The sequence below is a fragment of the Sinorhizobium sojae CCBAU 05684 genome (assembly GCF_002288525.1).
Lineage (GTDB): Bacteria > Pseudomonadota > Alphaproteobacteria > Rhizobiales > Rhizobiaceae > Sinorhizobium > Sinorhizobium sojae.
The window spans coordinates 365,115-383,412 of record NZ_CP023068.1 but is presented as its reverse complement, the minus strand read 5'-3'; the positions used below and the strand labels follow the sequence as shown (position 1 = coordinate 383,412).

The window sequence follows — 18,298 nt, the reverse complement described above, 5'->3', positions numbered from 1 at the left end:
AATCCTCGCCACTAAACAAAAAAGCAACGATCCAAGTTCAACCGCCGCCAGGCGCAGAAATCATCCACAGACTGCGAGATAACCATCCGCGCGAATCTTCCGCCTGGCGATGGATTAGTTGTTCCGCAGATTAGCGCAGCCGATGGTTGCGGAATCGTAAAGATGCGCAGCCTGTCGACGCCAGCGGATATTTCCCTGCGCAATTTGGATATGGCAACGTCCGTCAGGCTCGCTCGGTTGCGGCGACCAGGAGATCGATCGCCCCGAACACGTCCATCGGCTGCCAAGTCGCCGGGTCGCGGTAGCATGGATAAAGCGCGAGTGCTGCGGCGGTCAGCGCTTCGATCGATGGCCGCGCCGCGCGACGCGCCAGTGCCGCTTGGGCGGCCGGCGCTGCGCGGTCCTCCGTCAGCCCCCATCCGGCATAAAAGGGCATGGCATAGGAGCGGACAGGCATCTCCCGCAGCAGGGCATCGAAACCGACCTGGCTGGAGACGGTCCAGACCTCGTCAACGACATCGAGGATAGAGGCGACCGAGACTTTGTCGGCTAGCAGGACGACGCCGCGTGTCCGGGCTGCGCGCGCGGTCATGTAGCCCTTCCGATAGCCGGCCATCACGTCCGGATGCGTACGAACGACGCATTGCGCGCCGCTCGCGAGAGCGTCGTCGAGCATCCGATCGAACGAGTGGCGACTGCCAAGCGCCCGTTCGACCGAGACATCGCCCAGGACCTGGTCGACGAGGAGGATGCGCCTGCGGCTGCTTCGCTCGATCCGTGGCGGGCGATGCGGCAGGTTGTTGTATTTCGAAAGCCTGTGGCGAACCATACGCTCGCGGACCTGCTTTCCGGCGGCCTCGTGCCCGCCGTCCGCCGCGTCGGCGATCAGCAGTTCGAGACGCGATTCCCGGCCTCCGTCGACCGGCAACGCCAGGTCGTCTGCAATGATCGAGACCGGAGCGGCGCCGTCCTTGCCCAGGCCGACCGAACGCAGGAAGCCGTCCTCCAGGTGCCAATGCGGAAGCCGTCGGGCACCGGCAATTGCCATCGCCGTCTTTGCCGGAATTCGCCCGCCCCAGGAAACGATACCTGCGATCCCCGGCGACAGGGTCGAGACAAGCGGTCTTTCGCCGAAATAGCGGTTGAGCCAAGGAAAGGCCCGGCGCACGAAAAAGGTCGCTCCGAGCCTGCTGCCTTGTTTCGGCCACCAGGCCTTGCCGATGATCTCGGGCAAATTATCCATTCGTTGCGACACCCACACACGCCTCGCATCGACCGTCCGGCCGACGCCAGGATCAAAAATCAGGTTAGCCGAGGAAATGCAATCGCTACAGCGCCGCGCGTGTCTTCAGGCGCGCAAAGGTCGCTGTAGCTCTTTGGATCTGCGCACCGAGCTTCCCGAATATCGGATACGATTTCGGGCCAATGCCTTAGCCGACCGAAAGCCGGCATTCTTGGCCGTGTTATCAGCCATCATCAAGCTCGACCAGGAAATAGGTAGTCGGCCCGTACGGAGTGTCGTTGGAAAGGCGGAAGGTGACGGCACCGGTTCCCGCGCGCACTGGCGGATAGACGGTTCCGTCGAGACCAATGGGCGAGACGCGCCATGTCCCCGCCGTCCTCGACAGCGCCAAGGCGACCTGGCCTTTTCGAATCAGGACCGGCAGGCTGCCGAAGTCTTCGATAATGCGCTCCTCGCTGTCACGAAAGACCATGCCGGTATTCTGGGCATCCGTCGCGAAGATCAAGAGCAGACGACGGCTTTTCGTAAGGGCATTGCCCCCGTCGATCGCCGAGAGTGCCACAAGGGCATTGCCGTCCGCCTGTTCGATACGCAGGGTGCCGAGATCGACCGGCTGGCGAAGAGAGGAAAACGCCGCCGCTTCTGTCGCGGGCGTCGAGACCCGGAGTTGCCCGCTCGTGCGGTCGAGCAGTAGCTGACCGGTATCACTCTCATAGAGGCCGCGCTCGATGTCGGTGCGATTGCCCTGTGGCAGGCGACCGCTGCTGCGCAAGTCCTTCATAACGTTCCAGGCGCCATCAGGGCGTGGCTGGCCGACTTCGGTTTCTCCATCCGAATTGACCGCCTGAAGCAAGCCGATCCTGCCAACCAGCGCAAGATCCGTCAGCCGCTCCGGCTCCCGCGCCTGCATGTCCTCTGAAAGATCCTGCTTGCCACGCACGACAAACGGAACCGCGATGCCGGACTCGGCGACATCCCCCCGGCGATAGATGAGCGCGGCGAGCGTCTCGCCGGCGCGGGCGACCGGATCGAGGGCGATCGCATAAGGGAGCATCGCACGCTTGTGCGGATATGGTTCGCCATAGGCGAGCACGATCGGCCCATGGCCGTGCCGGCAGAGCGCGTCCCAGCCCTGAAGAGCGGCATAGGCCGGCATGACGAGCCCTGCCTCGTAGCGGTAGCGGTTCCAGAAAAGGTGGTCGTATTCGCTGACGATGAAGGGTTTTCCGAACCAGCGTGCGGCCGCGGCCATCCGCATGTAATTGGCGCTGTTTTCCATGGAACTCGCCTGCAGGAGGGCGCTGCCCGGCGCGTAGCCGCCAACCCAATCGTGATAGGTGTTCATGGTGACCGCTTCGAGTTCGCGCCGGCTTAAACCGGTCTGCACCGTCGGCCAGTTGTTATAGCTGCTGATCAGGCCTCGATAGCCGAGGTCGCGCAACACTTTGCTCATCCGCGCAACGGAAGCTCGTTCCGTTTCGATGAAGAAGGCCTGCAGATCGCGCATGCGCGCCAAATCCGTATAGCGCTCGGTCGGGAGCCTCACCGTTCCCGCTGCGAGCCGTTCGTCGTCGCCGAGTTCTCCCCAGGCTCGCGCCAGGGCATCGGTCGTTTGGTAGCGCTTTGCGAGCCAGCGATTGAAGGGTGCGGCGAGCGTCTCGTCGTAGTGAGGCTTGCCGGGACGCTCGTGCACGACGCTGTCGAATTCGATGCCGTTTTCATTGGCCAGAATGATAAGCGCCAGGGCATGGTCGCGAATGGGCGCGATTCCGGTGTAGGGGTTGATTTTTGCAAGGAACTTTTCCTGCAGCGTCTTCCAATGCTCGAACGCCTCCTCGTCGAGATGCAGGCGGAGCTTGAGGTCGCCACCCGCCTCCCAGCGGTCGTCATAGCCGCCATAGGCGCCGCGCGACGATGAAAGCCCGTCAATGATCCAGTAGATGCCGTTTCGCTTCAGCGCCGCGAGCAGATAATGGATGCGATCAAGCGTCTCGGGATCGAAATCGAAGTCCTTCTGACGATCGTGCATGAGGCTCGCATCGGTGAAGTGAAGCCGCGCAATATTGTAACCACGGAGCGCGAGCTGGCGCGCATAACGGTCGGCGCCGGCATGATCCGGAAAGCCACCGGAGGCCGGGCTCCAGGCAAGCGATGCGCAGAACATCCGGACCGGTTCCTCCGGCGAGGTCGCATAGGCAAGCCGTCCTCCGGCGCCGGCGACGAGGCGATGCCCGGCATCGATTGGTCCGTTCGGCAGGAAGGCCGAAAAGTCGAGCGGGCTTGCGGCCTTCACTTCAAGCGAAACCTCCCGAACGGGCACCCATTCGTCCGAAGCGCCTGCCTGGGGTATCCAACAGCCGCAGGCGATCGCCGCTGCAGTGAGAAGACGGACGATCTTCATGCCGGCTTTCCAAGGATTCTGCTCTCGATCGGCGCATCCGGCCGTTCGCGGCGCCGGAGCAAGCCAACCGGAAGGGCGGCGGCATGAAAGAACCAGGCGACGACGGTGTAGAGCCCCATGCCGAGGCTGCGCTTCTTGGCGCTCGCGAGCGCCACGACGCCAAGCAGCATGGCGAGAATAGCGGCAAACGCCAGAATCTTGTCGGGCAGAAACAGGACAAGGCCGAGGCAGAAAAGCCACCAGAGATGGATGAGTGTCCAGAGCCTCAGTTCCGGCAACTCCCTCATGAGTTGAGGGAAGTAAGGCTTGCCGAGCGAGGCCCGCAGGAGTTCGCCGATTCCGAATAGATATTTGGTCTTCCAGCGGCGAACCAGCAGCCGGTAGGAATTCACGGTGTGGCCGAAGTGCTGGACGAAGCGCCGGTCGAGGCGATGGAGCCCCCAACCGGCGTTTCGCAGCCGGATGCCAAGGTCGAATTCCTCGTAACCATGCAGGTTCCGATCCGAAAAATGACCGACGTCTTCTATGGCGCGACGCCGATAGAGGCCGCCGCCATTCATGCGATCGATCGCTCCCGTGCGGTTCTCTGGCGCGTTGCGGTTTACTCGCCGCGCGAACTCGAGATTGGCGACATGCATCTCCTCGATGTGACCCGTCACCCCGGCAATCGAGGGATTGTCGGCAAGGAAGCGGACGGCTTCGTCGAGAAAGCCGCCATCCAGCAGCATGTCTCCATCGATGAGACAGACATACTCGCCACGGGAATACTGAAAACCGAGTTGCGGACCGATCCCGCAGCTCGGCCGCGCGGGCGGCGCGATTTGGACGATGGTGACGGGATAGCGGGCGGCGAACTCCACCGTGCGATCGGCCGAGCCACTGTCGGCGACTATGACTTCGCCGCCCTTGCCTTTCAGCGCTGCGAGCGCGCTCTCGATCGTCGCGGCAATGCGCTTTTCCTCATTCAATGTCTTGATAATAACGGATATCGACAAAGTGCCCCCTCGGCTCAGGATCCGCGATGACTTGCGTTCTGAATTATGCCGGCCACGGCCGGCCGGAAGCGCTGCGCATGGCGGGCAAAGAGCCAGACCGCGCCAGCACCGGATGCCGCGCCTGCCACTTTGACGGCGACATCGCCGAACCGCGCATGGCGGTCGGCCGAAACCATCTGCAGCAGCTCAAGACCGGCCGCGCCGGCAAGCAGCATCGCCAGCACGAGCCATTTCCGCCCTGGATAGGCCATGGCAAAGCTGAATCCCAGCGCCCCGTAGGCGCCAAATCTTTCGAGTTGCACCCAACCGCCGACATGCGGCCGCATGCCGAGCGGCGACAAGGTCGAATAGACGATCCCCGCAAAAAGAAGCCATGCGATGAGAGAGACGGCACGCCTGATGTTCATGATCCGACTGCCTTCCTATCGCTTCAGCGCTCCATAGACGGAGAGCGTCTTCTGCGCGACGCTCGTCCAGCTATAGGTCGCTTCGACATGCGCCATCCGAGCGAGAATCTTCTCCTCCCTCGGCGGATTTCCGAGCTTTCCGGCGATCGCCGCAGCAAGCGCCTCTATATCCCCGAGGGGAAAATAGTCTTCGTCCGGCAGGCCAAGCGCGCGATTGGCAATGATGTCGCTCGCCAGCACTGGCAGGCCATAGGCCATCGCCTCCAGCAGCGCTATCGGCATGCCTTCGTGACTTGAAGGTAGGACGAAGAGCGCCGCATTGGCGAAGAGTTCCGTGAGCCTTTCACCAGTCTGGAAGCCCGTAAGGACGACGCCTGGAACGCGGCTCGCGATCGCCTTCACCTCGCGCGCGTAGGGCGTTTCGAATTCGGCGCCGCCTGCCAGCACCAGCTTGAAGCCGGCGTCGCCTAGCCTGGCGAAAGCCCGGATGAGATCGATCTGTCGCTTTTCCGGCACCAGCCGCGCGGCAAGCAGCACGTAGCGGCGCCTCCCGAGTGCGAACTCCTCCAGAACGCCGCTTTCGCCGCGCCATGGCGCCACGGCAACGCCATTCGGGACAAAGGAGACGGGCACGCGATAGCGCGCGCCCATCGTCTCCACAATTTCCTTTGAAATTGCGATGCGACCGTGCGCGAGCCTCATGCCCAGGCGCTCGCCTAGCTTCAGCATCCCTTTGGCAAACCCGCCCCATTTCTGCCGATCATAGTCATAGCCGTGATGGGTGACGACGACCTTCAAGCCGAACATCCGCGCGAGCGGCACCATGAGAGCCGGACCGATCGCATGAATGTGCAGAATATCGGGACGCCGAAGTGCGGCGAAGCAGACGCCGATGAAGGTGTGCACGATCGCTTCAAGCGCCATCATGCGCGGCGCCCAGAGTGAAAAGACGCGAATCCCATGTCCGGAGGAGTGCGGGGACTGCGCAAGATAGCGCCGTCGCCCGACGACCTCGACGCCCCAGCCTTGCGCCGCCAGCTTGGCCGCAAGCATTTCCACATGCTTTTCAACACCGCCCTGGACGCTCGGAATTCCGCGCAGCCCAAGCATCATCACGCGCTGCCGTGCGCCCGTTCTGGCGATGGACGGCAGGCGCGGCGAATACCCGTCAATTTCTTCGACCGAGAGCGCCTGGCCGCTCGAGCTCACCGCAAGCGGCGCCTGTTGCGGACCTTGGACGCGCGAGACTGCAGACCTACTGCTCATGGTTGTTAAGCCCCGGGAGGTTCCCTTTGGACACCTCTTTTAGGGCTCGCCACTTTCGGTCGGCGTAAGAACATCGCTAAATTTTTACGGGAATGGCCGAAATCGGACGTGTCGCCCGAAATTCAAGGAACGCCTAGCGCCGCATAGAGGTCAAGGGTCCTCGACCGGTAGGCGGCTGCGGAAAAGTCGCGGGCGATCCAAGCCCGGCCTTCGGCCCCCAGGCGCGCGCGCTCGGACGACGAAAGTGCCGCCATCCGGCTTAGGGCGCCTGCGAGATCTTCGACATCTCCCGAGAGTGCCAGCAGTCCCGTATCCTCCCGCACCATTTCCGGAATACCACCGATCGCTGCGCCAATGACGGGTCGGCCGAGCGCGTAGGTCTCGAGGAGGCTGATCGGTGCATTCTCGTACCACTCCGACGGAAGCACGAGGGCGCGGCATTCGCCGATCAGCCGATGCAATTTCTCGCCGGAGAGATAGCCTGTGAAAGTCACGTCAGCACCGACTTCGCCAGCCAGTTGCCGAAGGCTTTCCTCCTCCGGCCCGGTTCCGGCAATGACGAGCCGTTCTCCTGCGAGCGCGATTGCCCGGATCAGGGTCTTGATCCCCTTTTCCGGAGCGAGACGCCCCGCGAAGACGAAATAGTCGGCCTCCTGCCAGTCGCTGCGGAAGGCGGAAACATCGACGAAGTTCGGAATGTGAACCATCTTCTCCCGCGGCCAGCCCCATTCGACGAGCTTCTCCAGATAGAAGCTGCTCGGCACCACCAGCCGGTCCACCTTGTCTCGATAGAGCCCGAGCAGCCGGTGCAGCATGGTTTCCGCGAATACGACCGCGCTGAGCGGCAGCGAATCCTTGACGCAACGGTGGCGAAGCACATTGTAGATCCTGCCCCCGCGACAGTCCTCGCAAACCTTGCCGGCGCGCAGCATCTTGTAGGAAGGGCAGGCGAGCTTGAGGTCATGCACCGTCATCACCACCGGAATACCCGCGGCTTTCAGCGTGGAAAAGATCGCCGGCGACAGATGGTGGTAGACATTGTGCGCGTGGGCGACGGACGGTCGGATGCGATCGACCAATCGCCGGATCTTTCGCTGGGCCTCGACCGAATAGATGACGCTCGCCGCCTGGGCCACCTTGCGCAGCGGACCGGTCTTGCGGCCATATTCGATCTCGGAGACGAAATAGTCCGACCAAGGCGACGTTTCGTTCTGGTCATGCTGCATGGCGAAGGGAACGACATCCCAACCGATCTCGCCGAACATGTGCATATGGTCGAAGAACACCGCCTCGGCCCCGCCGCGCCGATAGTAATAGTTGTTGATTGCCAGCAGGCGTCTTCCGGCCGAGTCGAGCGTGGGCACCCGGACTGCTCCTACCAGTTGATCGCGTCCAACGCCCGATCGACGGGGAGCACGCGGCATCCCTTGTCAACCGCGTGGCGGACGAGATGATCGAAGGTTTCCGGCGTGCAGCCATAGGGCGTTGGCCGGGGCGCGATGTCATGGGTGAAGAAGACGAGCCAGCCCGGCCGGTCGGCGACATCGTCGATCCACCGCGTCAGGTCTCTTGCATGCTGTTCCGGCTGACGGATTTCGACGGCCTTGATCATCAGCGGGTCGATCGCCCCGCGATTGATCGCCTCGCCGGCGCCGCGACAGGTCCGGTAGCGCTGGCGCATCAGGCGCCGCGCAGGCGGCCAGGCGGCATTGTAGGGAAAGGCGAAGTTGCGCGCAGTTCCCGCCACACCGGCGCTCTTCAGGTATTCCGCATTCTGATCGAGATCCCCGTCGAGACGGCGAATGTCGCGTATTCGGCGGTGCGCATAGGTGTGGCAGCCGATTTCATGGCCGCGCGCAAGAAGCTCGCCGCACCCTTCCCGCGTGATCAGCGTCCGATCCGGCTCGACCTTTCCGGCCAGTCCGCCCGCGATATAGAAGGTGCCGCGAACGCCGTGCCGCTCGAGAATGGTTGCGCCTTCGCGAAGCGCACTCTCCGGCACGTCGTCGAAGGTGAAGGAGACGAGCGGCACATCCGTCTCGAGTTCGCGCCGAGCAAGCGCGAACTTCCAGATAAGCCGATTTGCCACGCGGTCGACAAGCGAACCGATCCTCCCCTGCCATTCAAGCATGAGCGACGCGACTCCTTTTCACGTGAGCGGGCGCGGCAGTCAGCGCTGCGCTCGACTGCAGTTGCAACCCATAAAGTGCGAAGATGAAGGTGAACCAAAGCAGACTGCCGCCCTCGAAGAAGAGACTTTCGAGGCCGGCATGGAAGATCGTATAGAGCCAGATACGGATGAAGAGACGCGTCAGATGCGAGTGCTCGTGTTCCGGGCCGATGCGCGATATGTTACGCAGCGGCAGCACGACCATCCAGATCAGCGTCAGAGCAAGCCCTGGGAAGCCTGTGGTCAGCGCGATATCCAGATAGGAATTGTGGCCGTTGGCTGCTGCCACGGCCCAGGTCTCGATCGTGCCGCCGCTATAAACCAGTTCCTCCGTCTGCCAGAACCCCTTGAAGCCATGACCGGTCAATGGCCGCTCGGCGAGAGCGGAAAAGGCGAAACGCCAGATGTCGGCACGGTTCGTGAAGGTCGCATCGATGCCGAGCCCGGCGATGAATTCGCCGAGCGGCCTGAAGACGGCCGAGCCGACGGCGAAGAGATTGAACAACCCGACGCCGCCGATGACGATCGGGATACGCAGGAAGCGCAGCTTTTCGAATAGCCAGGCGAGCAAGAGGATCGCCGGCAGCATGGCGGTGGACGTCTTGCCGCCGGTATTGACGAGAAAAAGGAAGGAGAGAGCGACGATCGCAAGGCCCGCGAGGCGCGACCAGCGGTTCATGACGAAAAGGCCGAAGAAGGCGGCGAGCACCATTGCCGCAGCCGCACTGTTCTTGTGCGGAAAATGGCCGCGCCAAAGCCCCGCATTCATCGGCTCGCGCAGTTCCGATGCCTGGTGGATGGCAAGCGTCGGCTTGAACAGAACGCCATAATAGGCAAAGCCCAGCATGATCAGCGTGCCGATGCCGAGCATCTTGGCAAAGTGTCGCTCGGAGGCCGGCAGCAGCAGATAGATGCTGGCATTGAGTGTCATCATCGTCGAGAGAATGATGCCCTTGACCCCCAGCATCGGATGGACGGAGATCACGGAGGTGATGAAGAACCACGAATAGAGCAGCGCCAGTAGCACCCGAGGCTGCAGGATGATGCCGCGCATCGGGTGGAGCAGCCCGTATCCCAACATTCCGGCGGTCAAGAACAGCGCGAGAATCTGGTTCAGCCGGTTGGAGTTCCCGGCGGAAGGATCGAGTACAGCCTCGCCCGTCAGATCGACGTAAGGGTCGATCGAGACCCACAGGAACAGGAAGAGCGCCATGAAAAGGAAGGTGCCAAGGCGCAGTCTCATGTCCTGCGCGCTGGTTTCCTGAAAGCCTGTGCCGCTCATGCCCGCGGCCCTAAGTGGTCGCGCGCTGGTGGCCGCGAACAAATCTCCACAGGCCGAGGGTAAGAGCCACGGTGACGCCGATCGCAAGACCTGCTACGGCGCCGGCGATCAGCAGGATGACCGTACGCGGCGGCCAGCTTCGCGACTCCGGCGGCATCGCGCGCGAGATGACGCGGACATTGGTCGTATCGATCTGCTGACGTTGGGTGATCTGTTGCGCGCGGGCGAGATGCGTTTCATATACCGCCGCCTTGGTGCGCGCGTCGCGCTCGAGGTCGCGAAGATGGACCTGCGCCTCATTGTCGGTGAAGACGTTCGATATCTCGTCATTCGCTTTCACCCGCAAGGCGTCGAGCGCCGAGCGTTCCCGATCGAAATCGGCCTTCGCGCGTTCCGCTATTCGCCGAGCCTCCTGATTGATCGCTGCTTCGAGCGTCGCGCGCTCCGAGCGCGCCGCGGCGAGGCGCGGGTGCCTCTCGCCATAGGTAAGCTGCATCGAGCCGATCTGTTGCTGCACGGTATTAAACTGCTGGCGGAGATTGGTCATGTCGGCCGACTCGAAGACCGAGGCCCTGGCGGCCTGCCCTTGCGCAAGCGCCGCGCTCATCTGCTTGTAACGGGTTTCCGCCTGGATGAAACGCTGCTGCGCTTCGAGTACCTGGCTGTTGAGTTCGCCCGACAGCTGGTTGCTGACAAGTTCGCCATTGGCAGACTGCAGTCCATTTATCCGCCGGAAATCCTCGACCTTCTTTTCCGCGTCAGTCACGCTCCGGCGCAATTCATCGAGCCGTGCATTGAGGTTTTCCGCGACGCGGCCGGCGCTCTCTGCGGCCGATTGGAAGAGTTCCGCCTCGAAGGCATCGACGATCGCATCCGCAAGCATGACGGCCTTGTCCGGTGCCTCGCTCCAGACTTTCAGAACAACGACGAAGGACCGTTCCTCGCGGCGCGCCTCGACCCGCTCGGAGAGTGCCCGCATGACGGCCAGTTCCTTGCCGGCCTTCGCGTCTTGGGACGCAAAGAGGGCCGTCAGCATCGAAAGCGGCGTCGGCTTCACGTATTCCGGGTCCTGCGTCAAACGTAGCTTCCTGATGACGCGTTCCAGGACGTTTCGCGACGTCAGGGTCCTGAGCTTGCTTTCGACCTCCAGCAGTTGCGCGTCGCGCTGCGGATTGTTCATGAAGACGTCGTCGCTTACGACATTAAGGTTCGAGGGATCGACGACGATGTCTGTATAGACCGTGTATCGCGGCGTCGCCATCATCGCATAGCCGAGGGCACCGGCGACACAGACGACGAGTGCAAGAACGATCCAGCGCAGGCTGTCGCGAAGCCAGGCGACGATGTGATCGATTCCGATGCTGCCGAGCAAAGGAAGCCCGGGCAAATACTCGCTGACTCGTGACGGCTCGGGTTCCGCTATGCTTGGAGATTGTGCAACGACCGGGGCAAGAGCAGGAACCTCGTGTGGCTGAGGATCGGTCGCCTCCTTTCCTGCCGGCAGGAGATCGAGCAGCGACCCGCGGCGCGAGTGCGGCCGTTCAAAGCGCTTCTCAAGGCGCAATGCTTGTCCTTCGGGCTCGCTCGGCCGGTACATCCCTCGTCTTCCCCACGCGTGCTCGCAACAGAGCACGCCCCCTGCTGCGCGCAGTAATGATTAAGACTTAGGCTCGCAGGGTGAACATTCGGTTAATCTCGCCGATGCCCGGTAACCTTTCATCGAAAGCCCGCCGACGGCCGCCGCCGATCAGAAATCGGTCAGCAGCCTGCTCCAGCTTTCCGACGCAAGCCCGCCAATATAGATGTCATTGGCGAGGGCCGCTTCCTTGAGATCCGCATGGCGAGTCACCATGCAGAAATAGCCGCGGTGCCGGAAAGAAAGCCAGCGCTGGCGCGAAATTGCATTCATCAAGAAGGGCTGGCCCATACCGGCCGCGACCGCATAACCGTCCTTGTCGATGCTCCGGAACATCGCGGTTGTAACATCGAGTTCCCGCCCGGCTTCGCACAGGATGTTGAGCACATGGGCAGCGCGCTTCGCCTTTCCGAAAAAGAGGAAAGCGCCGATCGCCCTGCCGTCATCGGAGCGTACGATCCCACATTGCAGTGTCCCAAGGCTCCGGTTCAGCGAGGCGACGCTGGCAAGCCAGTCGAATTCGCGCTTCGACCAGTTCGGACGAACCGAAAACCGCTCCAGCATCGGCGCGGCGCACTCGAAGAATGCGTCGAGGCTCGAGGCTTCCGTGCTGCACCCCGCGGCGAATTCGGCTTTGAGCGACGGCCGCCAACGGCGGAGCACCCGGTCAACCCATCCGAGGGCGCCGATCACCGGGCGGGAGGCAAGTAAGGGCATCTTGCGCCCGGCGAGCAACGCCGCGGCGGCGAGTGGTCGGAAGGCGCGGCGCCACTCAAGGCTCTGGATCGGCAGAATGATGCCGCCGCCGGCCGTGCAATGATCGGCGCTCACGGGTGACGAGCTGTCGGAGAAGCACATCTCCTGCCGCGCCGCCCGCACGGTGCGCGCAAGCCGCGCAGCTCCCGCGGCGCCTGCCCTGCCATCGACCATGAAGGCGCACAGAAGGCGAGCCACCGTGCGCCGGCCATTCACGGTGAACTCCATTGGTACCGAGAGAATGGCACTGTCTATGCGGCCATCGCTATTCTCATGCACGATGCTGCCATGTTCCGGCGCATAATGCGGGCTGCCGAAGAAGACCGCTTCCAGATATCGGATCAGATCGTCCCCGGTGCCGCGATGCCGTTGGCGGAAGACCTTGTTGAACAGTCTTGCGACGGCCGGCAAGTCCACCCGTTCCATGGCGCGGATCGACGTCTTGCGATCGCCATAGCCTTCGGCGGCCGCGAAAGACCGCGCTTGCAGCAGCTCGACCGTCATGCGCCAGCCTCGCCGGGGGCGAGCACCTGCCGGGCGGCGCTCTCGCGGTCGCGCCGCACGAAGTGCAGGAACACGCCCCAGGCAGCAACCACCATGGCAGTCTCGATCACGTAGAACGAGATGAGTGTCCCCGTCGGCGGCGCGTACCAGCTCGCCCAGGCGGCAAGACCGGCGCCGGCAACGCTGCCGAGCCCCATCACCGCCGCACGCGGAGCGTGATATCCGGAGGCGCCGAGTGCTTCCACGGCCACGGACCAGATCGCGAGCGGCACGACGACCCAGCAGAGAAGTCGAACGAAGCCGACGAGGGAGACGTATTCACTGCCGAAGAGATAAGGCAGCACCGGCGCCAGGAGGAAGACCGCGACCGCCGCCGCAACGCCGATGACCGTCGCAGCGGCGAGCACCCGCAGCACACGGTCAAGCGCGTGGTGCAGGCCCGCGGCCGACAGCCTCGCAGAGCCGGGATAGATGAGCCGATTGAGTGCCTCTACCGAGAGGTAGCTGCTTTCCAGCATCCGGCGGGCGACACTGTAGCTCGAGACGAGCTCGGCGGTGGTGACAAGGCTCAGGACGAGAAGGTCCGCATTCTGCCTAAGAGCACGCAGAATGAAGGGGATGGCGAAATAGAGACCCTGTGGCAACTCTTCCCCCACGATGGCATAGCGCGGCCTGCCGAGGCGTTTTAGCACATGCAGGCAGACCATCGCGACAAGGAGATGGCAGACGAACTGCCAGACGACCCAGGCGGCGACTGTCGAGACGCTGAAGACGATGCAGGCGAGCGCGGCCGCCACCGTGCGCGCTACGGCAAAGCCGACGACCACCGCATTTGCCGAGGCAAAGTCGGAATGGGCGATGAATATCTGCTCGGCGAGCACGATCAGCCGGACGAGCACGATATTGGTGACGAGCATCACCGTCACCATGGCGATGTTCGTGACCCGGTCCGGTGACAGGCTGAAGAAGAACGGCAGGATGAAAGCGCCGACAAGAACCAGCACCGTGCCGCTGGCGACCGTCAGGATGATGTTGTGACCGAGCATCACGGGATAGATCGTGCGGTCGCGAGCAACCCGGCGCACGAGGCATTCCATCGAACCGAGTCCGCAGAGGTGCACGGCGATGTTGGCGACGGCCGTCATGGCGACGAAGACGCTGAACTCGTCAACGCCGAGCCAACGCGCGAGAATGGCAAAGGTAAGAAGCTGCGCCGCAGAACTGATGACGAGGCTGCCGCCGGACGCGGCATAGGAGAGCAGCATCGGCAGAAGGGCCCTGTAGCCTTTCGGTTCCGTCGCGCCTTCCGAAGTCATCCATTCAGCCTTGCACTGGTCGTAATATCTCAGCGTGGGAGCAGGCTTCTCGCCGGCCCGCTTTCGCCGGTTGCCGCGCAACTTAGCGCTGACAGGTGATTGTGCGGTTAACAGCAGCAGCTCAATTGCATTTCAGCTTCCGTTTACCTGCCTGCGCTAGGGTCCGCGCGAAACCATCCGACGACCGAAGGAGCGTTCGTGCTGCAGGACGACAACCAAACCCGCCCGGCCGACGGCCGACCGCCCCTCGTTCGCTTCATGGAGATCGAGCTCGAGCTTGCGCCAGAGGTGCTCGTGCCGCGGCAAGAAACGGAGCTGCTCGGACGCAGCGCTGTCACCATCCTTCGCCACCGGGAGGGGCCCCCAACGGTGATCGACATGTGCTGCGGCTCGGGCAATCTCGCCTTGGCAATCGCTGCGGAGGTCCCGTCGGCGCGGGTCTGGGGGGCGGATCTGACCGACAGCACGGTCGCGCTCGCCCGACGCAATGCCGAGCGCCTCTCGCTGCAGGACCGTGTCTCCATTCGGCAGGGTGATCTCTTCGCCTCCCTACGGGGAGACGACCTCGAAGGCGCGGTCGACATGATCGTCTGCAACCCGCCCTATATCTCGACCGCCCGGCTAGAAGGCGATAGCGCCCACCTCCTCGAAGGCGAGCCACGTGAAGCCTTCGACGGCGGCCCCTATGGCATCTCCATTCACCAGCGGCTGGTCCGGGAGGCGAGCGCCTTCCTGAAGCCCGGCGGCTGGCTGCTCTTCGAATTCGGAGAAGGTCAGGATCGGCAGGCGGCCGCCCTTCTCGCCCGTGCAAAAGTCTATGAGGCGGTGCGCTTCGCCGAGGATGCGACGGGTAAGCCGCGCGTGGCGATCACGTGCAAGCTCGCCGCCAACGGGGGCGAGGCTCGATGAGCAACATCCGTCCGCTGACGTCGGAAGACATCCCCGCCGTCGCCGGTCTGTTCCAGAAAATCTTCCGCAACAACGACAAGGGGCCACCGCAGGGGCTTACCGCCTATCTGCGCCATCTCTACCTGGAAGCGCCCGGCTGCGACCCGGAAATCAGTCCGCTGGTGCATGTCAACGATGCCGGCCGGATCTCCGGCTTCGTGGGGGTCAATATCCTGCCCATGCGTCACAACGACCGGAGGCTGCGCGCCGCGATCTGCGGCTCGCTGATGGTCGAGGACCGCGACAGCGACCCGATGGCCGGCGCCCGGCTGCTGAAGGCCTTTCTAGCCGGACCGCAGGATCTTTCCTTCAGCGAAACCGCCAGCGAAGTCTCGACGCAGATGTGGACGCGGCTGCGCGGGATCGTGCTGCCGCAATACAGTCTCGACTGGGTACGCGTCATTCGGCCGGCTGCCTTTGCGCTGGACCTCGTCGCCCGCAGGCTGCGCCCGGCCCGCAGCCTGGCTCCACTCGCTCGCGCATTCGATGGGCGATACCGCGGCAGAATGAACCGGCACGAGCTGCGCTGGTCAGCCGTGCCGGCGGAGGCAAGCACGCCGGGAGCCTTGCAGATCGTGGATATTGACCGGGAAAGCTTTGCCGAACTCTTCCCGCTCCTGACCCGACAGTTCGCCGTGCAGCCGGCCTGGACGGAAGCTCAGTTAGCCCACATTCTTGGTGATGCGACCGAGAAGCCGGACTATGGAGAACCCCATTTTGCCGCAGTCAAGGCACGCACCGGCGCGCCGGTCGGCGCCTTTTTCTACCACATGCGGCGAGGCGGAATTGCCCGTGTGCTCCAGGTTCTTGCTCTGCCGGGACAGGCCGGCTCGGTTCTCGACTGTCTGATCGACCATGCCGCCGCACGCGGCGCCGCGGCTGTGAACGGGAGAACCCAGCCCGCGCTTCTCGAAGCGATGATGGGGCGTCGAATCGGATTCGTCCACGCGGCCTCGACGGTCATTCATTCGCGCGACGCGGAACTCCTCGAGGCCTTCCGACATTCGCAAGGGTTTATCAACGGCCTTGCCGGCGAACATTGGAGCCGGCTGATTGGCGGCCGCTTCGACAAGCGATGAATGACACAAAACCGACTAGACCAACCGATTGGCCGATGATCGGTGCGAATTTCCTGGCAGGTCTTGCCGCGGCATCCGTGCTTCAGGCCGCAATCGACCTCCTCTTCTGGTACGGCGCCCATTGGTATTTTCTCGGCGCGAACCCACTTCTCGCGGGGCACGTTCTGCACCCTCTGGACAGCTTCGCGGCATCCCTGTTCGGCCTCGCGGCCTTTACCGCTGCCGCCTCTCTATTGCCCGCGCTCTCGGTCGTTGCATTCTGCCGACGGCGCGACATCAAAGGGCCAATGGCTTATATGACAGGAGGCGCATTGACCGGCGTCATCGGCGTGCTCGCCTCAGTTTCCAATCCTTTTGCCAGTCACGTTCTCGTTTACGCGGCGCCCTTGGCACTCAGCGGCATCGCCAGTGGCTATGTCTTTTGGCGCGTGGGCATTCGTGCCATCGAAATCGACGCGTTTGATCAGCTATCCAAAGAGGCATCAGATAAAGCGCGCTAATATCACGATCCCGTAGCGCCCAATGCGCACCGTTCGAACAGTTGAAAGGCATGACTATGAAGAAGATCGGCATTCTATCGTTCGGGCACTGGACGCCTTCTCCCCAGTCGCAGACGCGCTCTGCCTCCGATGCCCTCCTGCAGTCCATCGACCTCGCGGTCGCGGCAGAGGAACTCGGGGCAGACGGGGCCTATTTCCGCGTGCACCACTTCGCCCGTCAACTCGCTTCGCCATTCCCGCTCCTGGCGGCCATCGGCGCCAGAACGAAGCGCATCGAGATCGGTACGGCGGTGATCGACATGCGCTACGAGAACCCGCTCTATATGGCCGAGGACGCGGGCGCGGCCGATCTGATCGCCGGCGGTCGCCTGCAGCTCGGCATCAGCCGTGGATCTCCCGAACAGGTGATCGACGGCTGGCGCTACTTCGGCTACGCGCCTGCAGAAGGCGAGAACGAATCCGACATGGCCCGGCGGCATGCGGAAGTTCTGCTCGACGTCCTTCGTGGCGAAGGCTTCGCGGAGCCCAATCCGCGACCGATGTTTCCCAATCCGCCCGGCCTTCTGCGCGTTGAACCGCATTCCGAGGGATTGCGCTCGCGGATCTGGTGGGGCGCCGGCTCGAACGCCACCGCGGTCTGGGCTGCCAAGCTCGGCATGAACCTGCAAAGCTCCACGCTCAAGGACGACGAGACGGGGCTTCCCTTCCATATCCAGCAGGCCGATCAGATCCGGGATTTCCGCGAAGCCTGGAAGGCAGCCGGCCACGAGCGCGAGCCGCGCGTTTCCGTCAGCCGCAGCATCTTCGCGCTGGTAAACGACCGCGACCGCGCCTTTTTCGGGTATGGCAACCAGAACGAGGACAAGATCGGCTTCATCGATGAAAAGACACGGGCCATATTCGGCCGCAGCTACGCTGCGGAGCCAGACGTCCTTATCCGGCAACTGGCTAGAGACGAGGCCATAGCGGAAGCCGACACGTTGCTCCTAACTGTCCCCAACCAACTTGGCGTGGACTACAACGCCCATGTAATCGAATCTATCCTGACCCATGTCGCGCCCGCGCTTGGCTGGCGCTGACACGCATTCGAGCGTCTATTCGGCGGAGGACCACGATGCCAGCCGTGCGGGACATGAGCTATGATGCCTGGCTTCAGCACAGCTTTGGCCCGTCCGTCCGCGCGCACGGCAATCCGTGGTTCTTCGACGACGACCCACCATGGTGGGATCCGCAGCCGCCTGTCGCCATCGAGTATTTTACCAAGCTCTTTTCAACGACTGAGCAGTCGCTCTCCGGTTTTTCCGATGCGCAGATTGCGCAGGGCCTTACCTATCTCTTGAACACAAGCGCTTCGGGTGACAACGGGTGGTTCTACAGCCAGTGCACAGCGTTTGAGGAGCGCCTCCGCTGCGTCGCGGCGATCGAGCATATCTTCACCGACCTGTTCGCACCGAGATGTGCCACCGTACTGGGTCACATAGGCGAACCCGGGACAAAGCCGCTGAACATGGTCTGCTATATGTGGTGGGACGTCTTTCCCTGCCTGGCACTGCCGGACGATCCGAATTGCGACAACCTGCACCGGGCGGCGATCGAGGTCATGCACAGAACGCTGCAGCTCGGCTCGGTTGCGTGCCAGGAGGCTGCCCTCCACGGACTTGGCCATTGGGCACGCGACCGGCCAGACGACGTCGGGCCGGTCGTCGACGCGTTCCTTGCGGACGGGCGAGCCCGGCGAGCTGCGCTGACGTCCTACGCCCACGCCGCGCGGTGCGGCTGCATTCTCTAACGCGGT

The 18,298-nt window shown here is 63.2% G+C and carries 16 protein-coding genes; 5 read left to right on the top strand and 11 right to left on the bottom strand.

From position 1 onward, the window contains the following. Nucleotides 1-223: 223 nt before the first annotated feature. From SJ05684_RS19475 to SJ05684_RS19425, 11 genes are all read right to left on the bottom strand, one after another. Nucleotides 224-1,243: a capsular polysaccharide export protein, LipB/KpsS family gene (locus tag SJ05684_RS19475; RefSeq protein WP_034854479.1), complete on the bottom strand. Its 1,020-nt coding sequence runs from the start codon at nt 1,241-1,243 to the stop codon at nt 224-226. A 223-nt stretch (nt 1,244-1,466) separates the two neighbouring features. Beyond that, nucleotides 1,467-3,644, bottom strand: coding sequence for a glycoside hydrolase (locus SJ05684_RS19470; protein WP_034854480.1), 2,178 nt, complete (start codon nt 3,642-3,644; stop codon nt 1,467-1,469). Continuing rightward, on the bottom strand, nt 3,641-4,639 hold the full coding sequence (locus SJ05684_RS19465; RefSeq protein WP_034854481.1) for a glycosyltransferase family 2 protein: 999 nt from the start codon (nt 4,637-4,639) through the stop codon (nt 3,641-3,643). The genes SJ05684_RS19470 and SJ05684_RS19465 overlap by 4 nt, the downstream gene beginning before the upstream one ends. Before the next feature lie 14 nt (nt 4,640-4,653). Further along, nucleotides 4,654-5,046, bottom strand: a complete 393-nt coding sequence (locus SJ05684_RS19460; protein ID WP_034854482.1) for a VanZ family protein — start codon at nt 5,044-5,046, stop codon at nt 4,654-4,656. A gap of 15 nt (nt 5,047-5,061) precedes the next feature. After that, a complete protein-coding gene (locus tag SJ05684_RS19455; protein ID WP_244426633.1) occupies nt 5,062-6,159 on the bottom strand; it encodes a glycosyltransferase family 4 protein in 1,098 nt (365 codons plus the stop codon). Nucleotides 6,160-6,434: 275 nt separating this feature from the next. Further along, nucleotides 6,435-7,676, bottom strand: a complete 1,242-nt coding sequence (locus SJ05684_RS19450; protein WP_034854483.1) for a glycosyltransferase family 4 protein — start codon at nt 7,674-7,676, stop codon at nt 6,435-6,437. 11 nt (nt 7,677-7,687) lie between these two features. Further along, the gene (locus tag SJ05684_RS19445; protein WP_034854484.1) at nt 7,688-8,443 is read right to left on the bottom strand and encodes a polysaccharide deacetylase family protein; all 756 of its coding nucleotides are present in this window, start codon (nt 8,441-8,443) and stop codon (nt 7,688-7,690) included. Next, entirely contained in the window at nt 8,436-9,764 is a 1,329-nt protein-coding gene (locus tag SJ05684_RS19440; RefSeq protein WP_034854485.1) for an O-antigen ligase family protein, read from the bottom strand. Before SJ05684_RS19440 ends, SJ05684_RS19445 begins: the two co-directional genes overlap by 8 nt. A 10-nt stretch (nt 9,765-9,774) precedes the next feature. Continuing rightward, complete coding sequence (locus SJ05684_RS19435; RefSeq protein ID WP_034854486.1) at nt 9,775-11,361, bottom strand: GumC family protein; 1,587 nt, start codon at nt 11,359-11,361, stop codon at nt 9,775-9,777. 150 nt (nt 11,362-11,511) lie between these two features. Next, a complete protein-coding gene (locus SJ05684_RS19430) occupies nt 11,512-12,660 on the bottom strand; it encodes a hypothetical protein (protein WP_034854487.1) in 1,149 nt (382 codons plus the stop codon). Continuing rightward, on the bottom strand, nt 12,657-13,976 hold the full coding sequence (locus SJ05684_RS19425) for a lipopolysaccharide biosynthesis protein (protein ID WP_034854488.1): 1,320 nt from the start codon (nt 13,974-13,976) through the stop codon (nt 12,657-12,659). The genes SJ05684_RS19430 and SJ05684_RS19425 overlap by 4 nt, the downstream gene beginning before the upstream one ends. A gap of 198 nt (nt 13,977-14,174) precedes the next feature. On the opposite strand from SJ05684_RS19425, the gene SJ05684_RS19420 reads away from it, so the two are divergent. From SJ05684_RS19420 to SJ05684_RS19400, 5 genes are read left to right on the top strand one after another with little or no spacing between them, the layout of a single operon-like run. Next, nucleotides 14,175-14,885: a N5-glutamine methyltransferase family protein gene (locus SJ05684_RS19420; RefSeq protein ID WP_034854489.1), complete on the top strand. Its 711-nt coding sequence runs from the start codon at nt 14,175-14,177 to the stop codon at nt 14,883-14,885. Beyond that, nucleotides 14,882-16,003 (top strand): hypothetical protein, encoded by a 1,122-nt coding sequence (locus tag SJ05684_RS19415; protein WP_034854490.1) that lies wholly within the window; start codon nt 14,882-14,884, stop codon nt 16,001-16,003. The genes SJ05684_RS19420 and SJ05684_RS19415 overlap by 4 nt, the downstream gene beginning before the upstream one ends. Before the next feature lie 35 nt (nt 16,004-16,038). Beyond that, nucleotides 16,039-16,503, top strand: a complete 465-nt coding sequence (locus SJ05684_RS19410; protein ID WP_034854491.1) for a hypothetical protein — start codon at nt 16,039-16,041, stop codon at nt 16,501-16,503. Between the two features lie 56 nt (nt 16,504-16,559). Beyond that, nucleotides 16,560-17,582, top strand: a complete 1,023-nt coding sequence (locus SJ05684_RS19405; protein ID WP_034854492.1) for an LLM class flavin-dependent oxidoreductase — start codon at nt 16,560-16,562, stop codon at nt 17,580-17,582. 35 nt (nt 17,583-17,617) lie between these two features. Beyond that, entirely contained in the window at nt 17,618-18,292 is a 675-nt protein-coding gene (locus tag SJ05684_RS19400) for a hypothetical protein (RefSeq protein WP_034854493.1), read from the top strand. The last annotated feature ends 6 nt before the right edge of the window (nt 18,293-18,298 follow it).